The organism is Ligilactobacillus ruminis DSM 20403 = NBRC 102161, from assembly GCF_900113455.1.
GTDB classification, from domain to species: Bacteria; Bacillota; Bacilli; order Lactobacillales; family Lactobacillaceae; genus Ligilactobacillus; species Ligilactobacillus ruminis.
Genome location: NZ_FOPI01000016.1, coordinates 39,596 through 55,041 on the forward strand (window position 1 = coordinate 39,596; position 15,446 = coordinate 55,041).

The 15,446-nt window shown below is 45.0% G+C and carries 12 protein-coding genes and 2 pseudogenes; 1 reads left to right on the forward strand and 13 read right to left on the reverse strand.

Annotated features, from left to right (window positions below; genetic code table 11):
- Positions 1-81: 81 nt before the first annotated feature.
- The 9 genes and pseudogenes from BMZ95_RS05970 to BMZ95_RS06015 all read right to left on the reverse strand — a co-directional run bounded on the left by BMZ95_RS05970 (position 82) and on the right by BMZ95_RS06015 (position 11,531).
- Positions 82-1,269: a GIY-YIG nuclease family protein gene (locus BMZ95_RS05970; protein WP_046922325.1), complete on the reverse strand. Its 1,188-nt coding sequence runs from the start codon at positions 1,267-1,269 to the stop codon at positions 82-84.
- On the reverse strand, positions 1,259-3,241 hold the full coding sequence (locus BMZ95_RS05975; protein WP_046922347.1) for a DEAD/DEAH box helicase: 1,983 nt from the start codon (positions 3,239-3,241) through the stop codon (positions 1,259-1,261). The genes BMZ95_RS05970 and BMZ95_RS05975 overlap by 11 nt, the downstream gene beginning before the upstream one ends.
- A gap of 119 nt (positions 3,242-3,360) precedes the next feature.
- Positions 3,361-6,048 (reverse strand): annotated as a pseudogene (locus tag BMZ95_RS05980) (class I SAM-dependent DNA methyltransferase).
- Positions 6,049-6,627: 579 nt separating this feature from the next.
- The gene (locus BMZ95_RS05990; protein ID WP_046922323.1) at positions 6,628-8,778 is read right to left on the reverse strand and encodes a DEAD/DEAH box helicase; all 2,151 of its coding nucleotides are present in this window, start codon (positions 8,776-8,778) and stop codon (positions 6,628-6,630) included.
- A 152-nt stretch (positions 8,779-8,930) separates the two neighbouring features.
- Positions 8,931-9,161, reverse strand: a complete 231-nt coding sequence (locus tag BMZ95_RS05995; RefSeq protein WP_046922322.1) for a hypothetical protein — start codon at positions 9,159-9,161, stop codon at positions 8,931-8,933.
- On the reverse strand, positions 9,149-9,715 hold the full coding sequence (locus tag BMZ95_RS06000; protein ID WP_014073068.1) for a DUF3990 domain-containing protein: 567 nt from the start codon (positions 9,713-9,715) through the stop codon (positions 9,149-9,151). Before BMZ95_RS06000 ends, BMZ95_RS05995 begins: the two co-directional genes overlap by 13 nt.
- On the reverse strand, positions 9,708-9,932 hold the full coding sequence (locus BMZ95_RS06005) for a DUF3791 domain-containing protein (RefSeq protein ID WP_035159030.1): 225 nt from the start codon (positions 9,930-9,932) through the stop codon (positions 9,708-9,710). The genes BMZ95_RS06000 and BMZ95_RS06005 overlap by 8 nt, the downstream gene beginning before the upstream one ends.
- A 160-nt stretch (positions 9,933-10,092) precedes the next feature.
- Positions 10,093-10,338 (reverse strand): GNAT family N-acetyltransferase, encoded by a 246-nt coding sequence (locus BMZ95_RS06010; RefSeq protein ID WP_235806926.1) that lies wholly within the window; start codon positions 10,336-10,338, stop codon positions 10,093-10,095.
- Positions 10,339-10,667: 329 nt separating this feature from the next.
- A complete protein-coding gene (locus tag BMZ95_RS06015; RefSeq protein ID WP_046922320.1) occupies positions 10,668-11,531 on the reverse strand; it encodes an aldo/keto reductase in 864 nt (287 codons plus the stop codon).
- A 142-nt stretch (positions 11,532-11,673) separates the two neighbouring features.
- Between BMZ95_RS06015 and BMZ95_RS11265 the strand changes: the two genes are divergently transcribed.
- Positions 11,674-11,832 (forward strand): hypothetical protein, encoded by a 159-nt coding sequence (locus tag BMZ95_RS11265; protein ID WP_180376731.1) that lies wholly within the window; start codon positions 11,674-11,676, stop codon positions 11,830-11,832.
- A 322-nt stretch (positions 11,833-12,154) separates the two neighbouring features.
- Here BMZ95_RS11265 and BMZ95_RS06025 read toward each other — a convergent pair whose 3' ends face one another.
- From BMZ95_RS06025 to BMZ95_RS06040, 4 genes and pseudogenes are all read right to left on the reverse strand, one after another.
- Complete coding sequence (locus BMZ95_RS06025; RefSeq protein ID WP_046922319.1) at positions 12,155-12,484, reverse strand: antibiotic biosynthesis monooxygenase family protein; 330 nt, start codon at positions 12,482-12,484, stop codon at positions 12,155-12,157.
- Between the two features lie 407 nt (positions 12,485-12,891).
- The gene (rlmD, locus tag BMZ95_RS06030) at positions 12,892-14,280 is read right to left on the reverse strand and encodes a 23S rRNA (uracil(1939)-C(5))-methyltransferase RlmD (protein WP_046922318.1); all 1,389 of its coding nucleotides are present in this window, start codon (positions 14,278-14,280) and stop codon (positions 12,892-12,894) included.
- Between the two features lie 87 nt (positions 14,281-14,367).
- Positions 14,368-14,890: pseudogene (locus BMZ95_RS06035) on the reverse strand (ClbS/DfsB family four-helix bundle protein).
- A gap of 277 nt (positions 14,891-15,167) precedes the next feature.
- The gene (locus BMZ95_RS06040) at positions 15,168-15,431 is read right to left on the reverse strand and encodes an integrase core domain-containing protein (RefSeq protein ID WP_225357360.1); all 264 of its coding nucleotides are present in this window, start codon (positions 15,429-15,431) and stop codon (positions 15,168-15,170) included.
- Positions 15,432-15,446: the final 15 nt, after the last annotated feature.

Here is a 15,446-nt window from a genome sequence, read left to right on the forward strand (position 1 = left end):
ATCAATATCTAAATGTTCTTTTAGCTTCCATTCATATTATGGCATTAATTTAGCGGTAAACTCATAAAGCTCAATCTATTTCTACTGTTCACTTTGCAATTTGGTCACAATAGCATTCACTATTTCCTCGACTTTAGGCAAGTCAATTACAAACCATTCCCTGGGTGTTATCACCTTTCCATTAGGAGCTTTGATACTTATATCAAGTTTATAATCTTCAAGCACATGATGAATCGTTGTTTCCAGTTTTCCAGGATCAAGATTGATTACCTGAAACTGCTCTACGACCTTAACAGGTGCATAAAGATATGTGGATTCATTCTCAGCATTTGCAATACGTTGCCGGACACTGTTTTTTGTAAAACCAATCTTATAAAGTGATTTTATATTTGCTATCTGAGGATCTTCGCTCAAGGATTTCAGAACATAAATATATCCGGTCCTGTAATCATCTCCCGTTAAATTCACCTCACCGGTTTCAATGTCACTAATGGCTTTTCCACGTCCATACAGAGAAGCACCCAGCCCATGATACCAAACATTATTCTCAGTTCCGTTCTCGTAGACAACATGTACCCGTCTGTCGTCATATTTTCTGTTTCTATCATATTTTTGAACATCTTCTCCAAAGGATTCAATGTATATCAACTGGTTCTTCAACAGATAATAATGATGAAGAACTATGTTATAGTTCTTGAAGGGAATGAACTTCCTCAAGCCGCTGGCAAGCTCCCTTTGAACCTGCTTGAACATCTTCTTGTATTCCGAAAAATCGTCCACTTGATTTCTCTTGACATTTGCGCCTGAACCATTCCTTTGCTTGCGAGTTACCTTTGTTGTATTGAAAAAATTAATCTCCTCGGAATCAACATCGTCCAAATCTTCGAACAACACAGAGTCATCATTCAGAACATCATCCAGCGAATTGAAGCCCCCCCCGTTAACATCCTTCTTGATTTCGTCCTTCAACTTGTCATAAGCAGTGTATTCCTCTTCAACCAGCAATCCCAGAGAATCGTACTCCTTAAGCTCGTTGCCCTTCCTTTTCAGTCCTAGCAGCTTGTGATACATGCTACGCTCCTTGAGATCATTCCTGCTGTTCTGCGGCATACGATTGTTTTTTCTGACCCATTCCTCTATTTCCTGTAAAGACTTAACATCATAATTTACAGATACCCGTTTCTTACTTTCTTCAACAGGTTCTATTAAATCATCTAAATCCGGATCATTCAGAATGTCATCAATGCTTCGATATTCCTTAATTTCCATTTTGAGCCTTCTTCCGTGCTTTCAAGTCTCTAAGCTTCGCCAGTGCATAAGCATACCTGACTTCAATTTCATCATTTGAATCCTTGCCTGGCTTCCTGTGATTCGCCAATACCCACTCCTTAATCTTGGGATAAATAACGTAAAGTTCCTCCTCTGAGAATTCCGACTTGGTTGCATCTATCGACTGCTGAATCCGGCGAAATGCCTTGCTGTCAATATTGCTTGACATGATTTCATATGCACGCTGGAACGGGTTAATTGAATCTATTAAATTAATGTCAAGATCATCAACATTGATGAACTTATCTGCCAGTCTTATGAATTGCTTGCCGTTTCCAGATCCATCACTTGTCTCTTCTTTTTTCGCCTGTTTCAAGTTCATTTCGGCAACTACATATTGACGTACATCTTCAAGCTCTTCATCATCCAAGTCTGGATTCTGCTGTAAAATCACCTTAGGAATCAAATCCCTGTTGATTATTTCCGGTTTGACATTTGCAACAATGGCCTTCTGCACATCGCTATCCTGCAAAATGGCAGCCTTCAAATCAGGAAGATCGTTCTCAATAATATCTCTTGTACGCTGTGTCGATGGTTCACGCAATCCTTTTACAGAAATAGAAGGCCCCTCATTTTCGGTGCCGTCAACTATAGCAGAAGGTCCTTTTTTCCTTGTCCCGTTTCCACCGCTCTTCAATTTCAATTCAGGAGCCATTACCTGCTCCATCAGCAATGAAGCCGTGACTGCCTTGAGAATTGTATTAACGGCAACTGTAACGTCATCATCATCTACATCAGGCTTGGCAATCAAATTGGTAAACTGAGCATGAGTCTTGTTGTCACTGTCACGAGTCACCCTGCCGATAATCTGCACTATTTCCGTAAGCGAACCACGATATCCGATTGTCAATGCATATTCTGCCCACGGCCAGTCAAATCCTTCCTTTGCCATTCCAAGAGCAATTATGATATCAAGGTCATCAGCAGAATTCATATTGCGCAGATATTCCTGAACTTTCTCACGTCCTTCTTCAGTAACAAGATCGGCAACCTTCAACACCTTGCCGTCACCATTGCGCTTTATATAATCGATTCCCGTTTCCGGATCCTTCTCCATGAATTCACCGATGGCATCCTCGATATGCCCAACCTCCTCATACTTATCCTTGGTTGATTCCGAAGAATTAACATTTGGAATGTGTATGATTGTCTTCTTATCGGTATCAATTGCCTTATCCAAAGCATCCAGATATGTACCCTGATAAAATTTATAATCAATTCCAAACGACTTCAGGTACTTGTATCCATCAAGCTGCTCATAGTAGGAGTAGTTAACCTTATCGAATAAAAGTTCATCCTGCATGGTCAGGATTGGCTGTGAATCCCCACGGAAATAAGAACCGGTCATCGCCAGAATATGTGCTGTTGAATTGTGCATGATGTTCTTCAAGGCATTTCCCAAAACGGAATTGTCATTCGCAGAAACGTGATGGAATTCATCAATGGCAATCAACGTGTCATCAAATTTGGCATCATCCGCAACTTCCTCATATGCAAATCTTAACGTTGCATGCGTGCAGATAAGGATTCTGGCATCCGGATTATTTAGAAATTCCACAAAGCGGATGACATTGCTCTTTTCACCGCCTGACGTCAAATCGTAATGCGGATCGATTTTCCAGTCTTCATAAAAGCCGAAACTGGTCAGGTCAGTATCCCTGAAAGAACGGCCGATAGAACGTTCGGGAACAGCAACGATAACCTTCTTGATTCCCTGATTGGCAAGCTTGTCCAATGCAACGAACATCAGAGCCCGAGACTTTCCGGATGCCGGAGGAGCCTTGACAAGAAGATACTTCGAATTCCTCTTCTCATATACTCTTGCCTGCATGTCACGCATGCCGAGTCTGTCAGTATTGGTACTATTCCCAGTTCTATGGTATTCAACCGAAACAACATCTTTATCAATCATTGCCATTATCTTCCTTTCATATACATTCTCCAAATCAATCAACGTCATTTCTGCCGATTAGCTGAAGATCCAACAACCATCAAAAACTAAATAGGATACCCATCAGCTAAGTACTAATCCTACCTGTCCTTGATTTTAGTTTCATTGCTGTACATTTTCAGCAAATATGACAGCCTTTCACTGTCATCCTTGAAGCCGGACTGCCTGTAAACACGGTCAACAACCTGATCCAATTCACGGTGTGCCTTGAGAAGCCTTTCATTCATGGGCTTGGGATTGTTCTTTGCCAGGGGCGTTCCATATAATTCTGCCAATGTTCCCCCCTCCTCAGCACGTATATCAAGAATATCCACAGTCAGGTTTTCAATCTCTTTTATCCGACGACTTGAAATTTCCGGAACCGGGAACGTATTGTAAACCAAACCTGCCGAATATCTATAATCTGTCTTTAAACGTCCTCCAACTGCTCTGAGCCATGTCATATGCATGCGTGACTCCAGCAATCCCAACAGCCAGATTGGAGAATCATAGATTGCCATTGCCGAATCGGAAATTATGACACTTGAATCCACTATGCCCATAGGTACATATAATCTGTTTTCCGAGGATACACGCGGTACAATGATTGAATACTTAGAATTGTCATTTCCAGAATATTCCGACGGATAGCGTATTTCTCCAAACAACTCTGGAACATCCGCCAGCTTTATAGTTTCCTTACGTTTTCTACCCAACCTGTATTTTTTAACCTTATCCACTAAATCCTCAATCTCAACATTTTCTGAATAATCTGCATGATCAACTTCATAGAGTCAGAGGCAATACCTTGAAATGCCATTTATAAATTCACTTGACCCCATGTATTTTCTGCAATATTTCTTAGTACTCTCACTTAAAGACTCGTATTCTTGCGCATCAAACAGCAAGTTTCCCCCATCATTAGGCATACTTCCAAAGTTCATTGCTGGAAGGAAATCATTTCGTTTCTTCTGCAATTCAACAATGACATTCTCCCCTTCAGACAGATAAGGGTTGATATTTTCAACTTTCTTCTGTGAATCGTTGAAAAATAAAAACTTATCGCCTGAAAAATACTCTTCATCAGCTACACCGACAATGCTTACAGTAACCTGGGCATTATTCTTCGCATTATTTCCCCATTTGAACGATTGATATGCAAATATAATATCACTGTTTTTCCTGTAAAGTTCAGACCACAAGATAGATACCTGTTCCCCCTGATTTATTGAATTCGTAGTAACGAATGCATATCTTGCATTGCTACTTCTGATATATCTTGCTCCTTTGACAAACCATCCTGCTATATAATCCAGGGAATTAAATCCCTTCATATTCCCGCATACTGACTTAATATCATCCTTTTGGTCCTTGCTTTGCTTTCTGGCACCAAGATATGGTGGATTGCCAAACAAATAAACCTCATCATCCCTGCCATGAGGAAGAATCTCTTCCCAGTCAAGCCTCAGCGAGTTCCCGCAAACAATCGCCCCTGCCTTTTGAAGTGGCAGTGTCGGACGAACTGCATTATGAACTTCCTCTTCAAGTCTCCTGTTCATCTGATGTTCTGCAATCCACAGTGACAGTCTTGTGACATCGCACGCAAAATCATCAATTTCGATACCGTAAAACTGATTTAATGTAACTGATGGAATGTACATAGTGGCAATTCTCATTCCATTGAGTTCCCTGATGATGTCAATTTCCAACTGACGTAATTCCTTGTAGGCAATTACAAGGAAATTCCCCGATCCACATGCCGGATCCATGAACTTGATGTTGCCAATCCTCTCATAAAGCTTAGTAAGCTTATCCTCGTTTCCCCTGGCCCTTTCGAAATCTTCACGAAGATTGTCAAGAAACAATGGTTTAATAACCTTCATTATGTTGGGGACACTGGTATAGTGCATCCCAAAATGACTTCTCCTGTCCTCAGATGCAACTGCCTGAAGCATTGACCCAAGAATATCAGGATTAACCTTGGACCAGCCTATCAATTCACCGGCATCAATCATCAGCTTTCGTGACTTGGCACTGAATTCAATATGCATATGCGGTTCTGTAAAAAGTTGACCGTTAACGTATGGAAAATCGCTCAACCAAGCTGGTTCATCACCTGATCTTTCCTTCTTATCCATGAATGAGAACAATTCTGAAAGTCTGTCATTCATGTCAGAACCATCAGGTGACGTAATTTTCTTCAGAAAGTCAGTGAACAAATCCTGCTTGAAAATTCCAGTATCTTCCGCAAACAGACAGAACAGAAATCTAATCAGGAAAAGATTCAGTCCATGTCTGTCAACATCTCCATTATCACTTGAAATAACATCAAAGAACTTGGCAAATCGTTCTGCGGCCTTCAGATCTGCAGGGTTCTCTCTTTCAAAATCCGCCTTCTCTATTCCGTTCCAGGCAAGAAAGAAATCAAAATAACGGGGCAGTTCCATGAATTTTATATCCAAGGTATCTCCAGTCTTGATATCTTTGGCAAGCAATTGCTTGTAATCAGTAACGACAATATACCTTGGCTTTGATTTAATCTCGTCAATCCTGTCTTCCAGATCCGAATAAGTCTGCATCACCCGACCTTTTGTTTCCTTGAAAAACAACTTGTTTTTCAAATAGACCTCTCCAGGAACCTTAGATAAATTGTTGCTGCCCTTACGTAATTTAGTAATTGTCGCTTTTGAGATTTTCTCGTATACAGACAGAAAATCATATATGAATTGCCCGTGATCTTCCTTTTCAACTATTTTCTTAATTTTATCTTCATAATCAGTAATTGACATATACTTTTTCCATCCTAACATTGGTGTAAGTCATTAAATATCTTGTGTATATGTAAAACTGATCATTGTCATTAAAGAACTCAGGCAATTTACTTTTAAGTTCATTTATAAATGCAGTGTTGGGCAATACTGACTCATTGTACTTTTCATGTCCAACACCACCTTTCATAGTCAAAAAGGATCCACCAACACAATTCGTTAGTGAATCCTTAAAAAAATACTTGACAAATAAGCGTTGACCTAAATAATCAACGTGAGTGAGTGAGTGAGTGAGTGAGTGAGTGAGTGAGTGAGTGAGTGAGTGAGTGAGTGAGTGAGTGAGTGAGTGAGTGAGTGAGTGAGTGAGTGAGTGCTCATCATTTACATCTTCCTTCCAATTTTAGAATATATTACTGGTTTATCATCAAGAAACGCTATACTCCATATTACTCTAGCACATCTACCACCCCCCGCCAACCACCCCTATCGTGTTTTTTCAAAAAGTTCATCAAAACTTTTAATTTCCGCCATGCTAAAAAGCAGAGCCTGGAATTTGCATCTACCCGCAGGTGATGCCATCAAAGTACTGCATTTTCCATCCTAGGCCTTGACCTTGCCGCTTCTTTCCCCGTTGATTCTGTCGATTTCCTCCTGAATGATGTTGCCAAAGGTCTTCTTGTCGACTTCGACCTTCTGGGCGGCGACGGACTTGTCCGCGAAGGCATCAAACACGGTCTGCTTTTCCTCGAGCAGGTCCGTGACACGCTCGTCGACGGTGTTGGACGCGAGAAGCCTGTAGACAAGGACGTTTCTGGCCTGGCCCATACGGTAGGCGCGGGAGATGGCCTGGCTCTCGATGGAAGGCTTCAGCTGGGGTTCGCAGATGATCACGACGCTGGCGGACTGAATGTTGAGACCTGTGCCGCCGGCGACAATCTGGGAGACAAGAACCTGACCGGCGGGAGCCTTGTCGAAGCCGTCGATGATTTCCTGACGCTTTGCCGGCGTAACGGAACCGTTGATCGGCTCGGTGCACTGGCTGCCGAGCATCGCTGATATCTTGCTGATTGTGTCGCGGAAATAGGAGAAGACGATGACCTTTCTTCCGTCAGCCTTGGCGTCGGCAATGATTTCCATCATCCGTCCGGCCTTGCTGGAATATTTGAGGTCGTCAACGCTCCATGAGACACGCCTTGCGTCATTGTAGCTCTTCTTCAGAACCGCCTGTTCGTACGCTTCGCGCTCAACCTTGCCAAGGCGGCACCATTCCCTGCTTTCGACCAGCTCGGGAAGTTCGGTCAAGACGTCTTCGCGCTTCCTTCGATAATAGATAGGCGCAATCTTTTCCCGAAACTGCGACGCAAATGACAAGGCCTTGATATTTGAAACCTTCCTTGCAATCTTCGGCTGAAGAATGGAGATGAGGCGGATCATCTCGTCAACGTTGTTCTCAATCGGGGTGCCCGTCATGAAGAGCATCCTGTCTGCGTGTTCAGAAAGCTTCCTCACGCTCACGGAACGCTTGGCGGACGGATTCTTTATGTAATGGGCCTCATCGACGACAAGCATGCCGAATCTGAAGTCATCCGGAAGACTGAAGGCAGACGTCGTTTCGTATGTAGTGACGGCAACGCCACCCTTGTCCATCCATTCCCTGATTGCCGCCTGCTTCGTCGTGCCGTGGACCTTGATGACGCTGAGAAGACTGAACCTCTCAATTTCCCTGCACCAGTTGATCATGACACTGGCCGGGCAGACCACTACGAAGTGGGTGGACCCTGTATTTCTCAAAGAGACCATCGACGCAATCGCCTGAACGGTCTTGCCAAGGCCCATCTCGTCACCGAGAAGAACCCTGCCCTGATGAAGTATGTACTTGACGCCGAGTTCCTGATAGCGTCGCAGTTCGCAGCGCAGTCCGTCCGGGAAGAAGTCCTCGTCCTGAATCTTTCCTGCGAGTTCCTTCGGCAGGCCGTACATCGAGTCCCCATTGCCAAGCAGGCCGGGAACCAGCTTCTCCACGGTGTTGTTGTACTTGACAGGCTGCTTTTGGAAATCATCCCATGCGTCGCTTTCTGAATAAAACTTCAGATTTCTGCGGCGGTCCGAGAGTTTTCCAAGCTGAAGACCGTATTCGCCTTGAATGGTTTCGGTAAGTGACTGATATGCGTCCTCTGCCCTCTGCTTCCTCGTCCCGGATGAAAACAGCCAGCGGAAAAGCCCCGTTGCAGGCTTGATGTCGTCCATGTCACGCGAGATGGACTCCTTGTACTTATCGTCAAGACCCTCACAGTCACTTGCGAGCTTGCAGGCCTCATGATATCTGGAAAGAGCGGTCACGATGCGGGTAGCGCTTACGCTTCTGTCATCTGCGTTGAGCTTGAGCCTGACTGATTCCTTTGCCTGACCGTACACATCTTCAACGCACTTCATGATCTTGTATGCGGTGTCCTCACTGATGCCGCGGACGGCTGACAGATCATAATCCCTGGCCGTCAGGATGTCCGCATAGTTGTTGTAGCCATGGTCACGAAGAGCCTTGACTCTGATGCCCTTCTTGTCACGATTGAGCTCCTCGACGGCAATGTCCTCCATCATCGCCATCGCCTCTGAATCCACATACCTGACCGCTGCCTTCCTGACCTCGCTTTCGTACTCCCCGACTTCGGAAATCTCCCTCTGCCTCTGCTCCGCCTTCCGGTAATCATCAATCAGACGATTGATGTCGGAAAAAGAAAATGATCTTTTCATGCAAAAAACCTCTCAATGCAGTTGTTGCTGTTTTGTTAAGTGTAGTACCGGTGAGAGAAAATTGCAATGGTGGGACAGCGGAAAAGATAGTAAAAAATTCCCCACAACCATCAGACAATTTTATCTGACAATTATAGGGATCTTCACGCATATCAGGAATTCTTCAGCTCCTCCATATACAGTTCAGCTATATATGCGGGTCCATTGCACCACAGCTTTGTTTTTTCATCATACAGTGCCTTGCCTGTCCTGGAACACAGAAAATCCATCAATGCATCTTTTCTGTCCTTGCCGGTCTCTTCTGCGATTTCTTCTGTCACCATAGTGATAAGAAGGTCGATTGTATAATTCATTTTTTCCTTTGGAATTGTTACTTCAGCCATATCTTCTCGCCTCTCACAAATTTCAGACACTCAATAGCTGCTTCGGTTTTGAAGCAATATTGATCTTTTAATTTATTCGGCAGCAACCGTTTAATGCAAAAATCGTCTGCTTCCTGATCACCGGCTGTCCCAAAGGCCCCTGCAAGATATGCCGTAAGAGTTGCATTTGTCGCATCGTCTGCAATCTTTCCTGCAATGATATCATATTTTGCCATTTCACGTTCAACATCAACAAACAGTTTTTTCTTTCGATGAGCGGCGATACAATGTAACCAATCCACATCCGCATTTTTAAAAACATGCATTTCAAGTTTTCCAACAGGTTGGAACTCAAAAGTTGAAACATAGCCAAAATTCTGCCCTTCTTCAATTTTTCCGGTTGCAATTGCCTTGACGATTGAAGTTCTCAAAAAACTTTCTGCCTGTTCTTTCGATGTGGTCAAATAAAATCCCTGACCAAAATCTTTTCTCTTTGCACATCTGGCAAGATCCGGCTCTCTGACTTCACAATAGCTGCCGTGATAAAGAACAAATCCATCTTCTGACTCAGACAATGATTTCCGTCCCCTTTTCTTTCATGAATTCCTTAATATCTTCAAGAACGGCTTCGTCACCTTCACAATGAAAAATACCATAACATTTTTCTATATATCCAAGAACATCGGCCTCCTTAAACAGACGGATAATCTGCTCAACAGGTAGATGCCACTCTTCTGAAGCAAGCCGGATCAATCTTGTCTGCATAAAAGTAATCTCTGTTTTATCGCTCATTATAAATTCCCCCTTAAAGAATGATGCTCAAAGAACGGACAACCCGTCCTGCCTTCCGGCTCTGGTGCAGCTTGCTGCAAGCTGCATTTTCGTCTCTGCATTTTCATTGTAACACTTTTCCTGTCCTTTCCGCTGACAGGCATATCCCGGCATCCATTGATCAGTCCTTATTCTGCATGTTCTTCTTCACCATTGCCGGGCAGTTGTCGTACTGGCGGAATCCGTAACGCTCGTAGAACGTGATGGTCCTCGGATCGGACGGGATGACCTTGACATGGAGAAGGTCGGTGAAGTTTTTCATGATTCGATTCATGAGTTCGTCGCCGATGTGTCTGCCCTGGTACTTCTGGTCAACCAGAACGTAGTGCAGGAATGCGGTGGCAGCTCCGTCGTCAAGGGCACGCAACAGGCCGATCAGCCGGTCTCCATCCAGGCCGAAATGACGTGCGTTGAGTTGCGCATCGCAGTCACGAGCCTTTTGGGGTATCTTCCCGACTCCCAGCCCACTGAAAGGAAGAGCCGCCTGAGGTCTTCTTCGGTAAAGTCCCCTGTCGGCCTGTATTCAATCGTCATTGTCATTTTTCCTGTTTGCTTTCCTGTTCATTGTAGCTCTGATGAGAGATGAAGGCAATCGATGGTGACGGTCGGAATCTTTGCATTGACAAAAAGGCGGAAGATCACCCGGATGGATGATCTTCCGTCATTTTGTTCAGTGTTACTGCATTTCAAAAATTCCTAGAAGTCAACGTCATCCGGATCGGCACACTGACCGCCAAGACCGGACAGCGATGAAATCTCCTTCATCTCGTCGTCTGAAAGCTCGAAGTCAAACAGGTCCATGTTCTGCCTGATTCTCTCAACGTGTACGGATTTAGGCAGAGGTAGCACACCCTGCTGAATGATCCAGCGCAGGGACACCTGAGCCGTTGACTTGCCATGGGCTTCCGCAATTTTCTTCATCGTCGGGTTCTGCAAGACAACTGACCCCTGGCCGCCAAGCGGACCCCAGGCCTCAACCAGAATGCCCATGTCCTGAAGCTTTATGATCTCATCGGTGTGCGGCCAGCCCGGGTGAACCTCAATCTGATCCACCATCGGCCTGATTCTGGCCGTTTCCATCAGCTTTTCCACGTGATGCGGCATGAAGTTGCTGAGGCCGATGGCACGAATCCTTCCAGCCTCATACATCTCCTCCATCGCACGCCACGAATCGGCATTGATCTGTGCCGCACGGTCACCGAACTGCTTCTCATTTGCCGGCCAGTGAATCAGATACAGGTCGAGATAGTCAAGCCCGAGACGTTCAAGACTTGCCTGAAAGGCCGCCTTCGTCTCCTCGTATCCTCTGTCAGTGTTCCAAAGCTTGCTTGTAACGAACAGCTTCTCGCGCGGCACGCCGGATACCCTGATTCCCTCTCCTACGCCTTCTTCATTTTCATAAATCCTGGCCGTATCGATATGACGGTAGCCGGCCTCGACTGCATCCTGCACAGCCCTGGCAGTCACTGCCGGATCGGTTCGGAACGTACCATAGCCGACGCACGGAATCTCAACGCCGTTTTCAAGCTTAATCGGTGAGTTGACATTAGTCAGATTCATTACAGATCATTCCCTTCTGATTCTTGTCTGTTCAGCTTCATTCTAACATGAAATGCTGGAAATCATGAAAATATTGCTCAACTGAACTTAAATCCACAGACAGTAAAACACACTTGTGGATGATCTTCCATCATTTTGTTCAATGCTCTGCATTTTCACCAGGCACGGACGCCGAGAGAAAGAAGAAGCTGATGATGAGGGCCGCCACGCTGAAGAACGATCCGGCATAGCCGATGTTTCCGATTCCCGCATTCGTGCAGACGATGCCAAGGTTGATGACGGAATTGCGATGCAGACATAGGAAAGAACACAGGCTGCGGCACTGCATTTCATATCCGAATCAAGCTTGATTCTGTCGCCGTAACAGCTGTAGAGAATGCGCGAAAGGCCCATCATCAGGGCGGTGTCCGTCCACAAGCTTTCTGTGTTTGCAGGCTTAATAAAAATAATCCTTATAATAGCCTCCATCCGGATGCTTCTTGCGGTTTACAATACATACCGCTTCCACTTCATATTTCTCATATGCTTCTTTGATTTTCCCCTGCTGCCGGTGCAATTCTTCTTAAGTGAAACTCTGTTCCTTAAACTTTATTTTTCATGTCATCCCTACAAACTGGAAGTTGTCAATTTCTTATATATTTTTGATCAGTGTCAGGAATCGTATCTTCTGACCGATATCGCTCTACTTTCATGTGAAGATTATATTTATCTCTTAACTCCGCAATCTTATTCATCATGGGTGATTGATGGTGAAAGTCAATGCTCTCTTGATTTTCCCAACTGTCAATCAGTAGCACAGTTTCCTCATCTCCCAGAGGGAAAAAATAATCATATCTAATGTTCCCCGCTTCATTTCTAATTGCATCAACAGTACCGCTTGAAATCATCTCCTTTGCAAATTGTCGCGCAGAACCATTTTCGCCGGAATAATATATATTAACAACTATACTCATTATACTTTCCTCCAAATTCCGATTTGTATAACCTCTCTTAACATCTAATCCACTGCCTGCAAACACCCAAAATGGTCGAGTTGCCGGATTGGTTGTCACCCTTTTTCATTTTTCAAAAATCATCCCAAAATGCCTGACATCTAATCCACTAACTCAATTTGCGTTATCTAATCCGAGGTCACAACCTGACACACATTTTGCAGTAGATATGTTTCCATAAAAGAAAACCGAGCTTTTCGCAAGGCTCCTCTAATGATGATCACCTCGCAAAAAGCCCGGAAATACGCCACTTTCTGGCACTTATTTATCTTTTCTTGACATCAAGACTACCGTCTCAGCGGTTCGCCACTTTCCAATCGATCGTCGCCTCGCTCCTCTCTCTTGGGTGGCTATCGCATGGAGCGTTTCTAAGCTTCACCACGACTAGCGTCGCGCTGAAGCAAAGTAACGCTCTCCACATGCGCCGTTTGCGGGAACTGGTCGACCGGCTGAATCCTGCCCTCGACATGGTAGCCCTTTTCCATCAAGCTTTGAATGTCGCGCACAAGCGTGGCAGGGTTGCAGCTGACGTAGACGATTCTGTCCGGATTCATCCCCGTTGCGCTTTCGATTAAGCTTTCAGTCAAACCTTTGCGCGGCGGATCGACCATGATGACGTTTGGTCTGATTCCTTTTTCTTTCCACTTGGCCATCCAGTCTTCGGCATTGCCGACCTCAAATCTGAGGTTGTCAAGCTCGTTGAGCTCGGCGTTGCGCTTGGCATCTTCAATGGCTGCTTCAACGATTTCGACTCCGTAGACGGCTCTGCATTTTTCAGCAAGGGACAAAGAAATCGTCCCGATTCCACAGTAGGCATCGATCGCGGTTTCTTCTCCGGTCAGGTTGGCGAACCTGATTGCGGTCTGATAAAGCTTTTCCGTCTGAACCGGGTTGACTTGGTAGAACGACTGCGCGGAAATCTCGAATTCGAGGCCGTTCAGCGTGTCCTTGATATGATTCCTGCCAAAAAGCAGCTTGGTCTTTTGACCCAAAATAACGTTGGTTCTGTCACGGTTGACGTTTTGCATGACGCTGACGACGTCCGGACAAGCGGCAACGATTTTTTCGGCAATTTCTCGATCATGCGGGAGACGGCCGTTCTTCGTGACGATGACAACCATTGCTTCGCGCGAATAGTGACCGATTCTGACCATCAGGTGGCGAATCATGCCGGAATGGCGCTCTTCGTCATAAGGTTCAAGCTCGTAAGCGTTCAAAACCTTTATGACTTCCTTCAAAATCTCGTCGATGCGCTCGTCTTGAATCAGGAAATTCTCAAGCGGAAGGAAGTTGTGACTGCCTCGCTTGAAGAATCCGGTCTTCAAATCACCCTTCGTTCCGCGCACGGGAACCTGGGCCTTGTTGCGATAATGGAACGGATCCTTCATCCCGATCGTTTCTGCAACTTCGATGTCGTCCAGATGAGCTTTCTTCAAAAGATCCTGAATCTGCTTTTGTTTGAACTTGAGCTGAGCAGGATAGGCCAAATGCTGAAGCGGCGCAATGCCCGCCTGCGAATATGCCCTACCTTGTGATTCGACGCGATCCTTGCTCGTCGTCAACCGCTCGATCACCTTGGCATAACCGTAATTTTTGCCGACCTTGAGCACGTGCAGCCTGATTTCTTCGCCTGGCAAAGCATCATCGCAAAACAGCGTGTACCCGTCAACCTTGACGACGCCCATTCCTTGATAGGTCAAGTCGGTCACGGTTGCTGTCAATTCTTGATTTTTTGAAACTGGTGGTTTAAATTTCATTGATATTTTCCTTTGCGTATAAAATTCCATTGTTTATTTTAACACAAAAAAGCCGGGTTCACCCCGACTTGCCTTATTTTGTCAAATTCAGTGCCGGCAATTTTTCTTGTGCGCCTTCATCTTCTTGATTGCCCATGCGTAATGGCTGGCGGTGTTGCTGATGAAACACCCGCCGACCCACGGGTAAAAGCTTTTCGTAAACAGCTCTTCGTCAGAAAAAATCTCAAGCGCCTGCATCACCTGATGATGAGATTCTTCAAGTCTTCGCAGCGCCTCTTCTTCTGAAACGTCCCGGTTCTTCTCCCAGAATGCAACGTTCATTGCTCCGTATGTCCGCCAATTGTATCCCTCCGGCAAAACGACCTGCTCTTGTCATCATCGTGGTTCTTCAGCCAGTTCAAAAGAAGATGCTGACATTCATAAAGATGAATCAAAACGTCGCACAGATTCCTGCCCCTTTGCCAGTGTGCTTCTTTTTTCTTGTCGTCGCCCGAAAAATCATATTCCCTGCTTTTTCTTCTTCCGTTCTGTTTGCGATCATCTTGAGCAAATTTTCATAATTGGTCGTTGCCGCTTCGATCAGTTCTGCTTTGGTTTTTGGTTTTGCCATGTTAACCCCTCATATATTTACATTATCAAAGCAAATAATATCAGGCGTCAATTCCCGCCGTCAAGCTTTTTAGGACGAAACCAACTTTGCCCGTAATCCAGGGATGATTTTTACGGGCAAATCTCATAAAACGGACTTTTTCCCGTAATCCCGTCCCGTCTCAATAATCAAGCAGGCGATGCGCGGCTCTGTATTTTAAAAAATGCCGGACAAAATCGGTCGACCTGCAACCTGTACTATGTCCTGTCAAGTATACAGTTCAAATATAAAATTTTAACTAACAAGATACGGCTTGATTGCAGAACTGTTCTGCGGTCAGGCCGTTTTTTGACGCATAGGCACGTTTCCTGTTGAAATAGTCTATTGCTCCCTGAACTAATGTTTCAAGCTCTTCAAGGTTGGCAGGCCGCGGATGATGATCCATCCAGATGTGCTTGAAATCGTTCCACCAGCGTTCCATAGGTGAATTCTCCCATGGATGCCCGGGATGAGACATGCTGTGAACACATTTATTCTCTGTCAGATAATTATTGAAATCCATTGAACAGTATGCTGC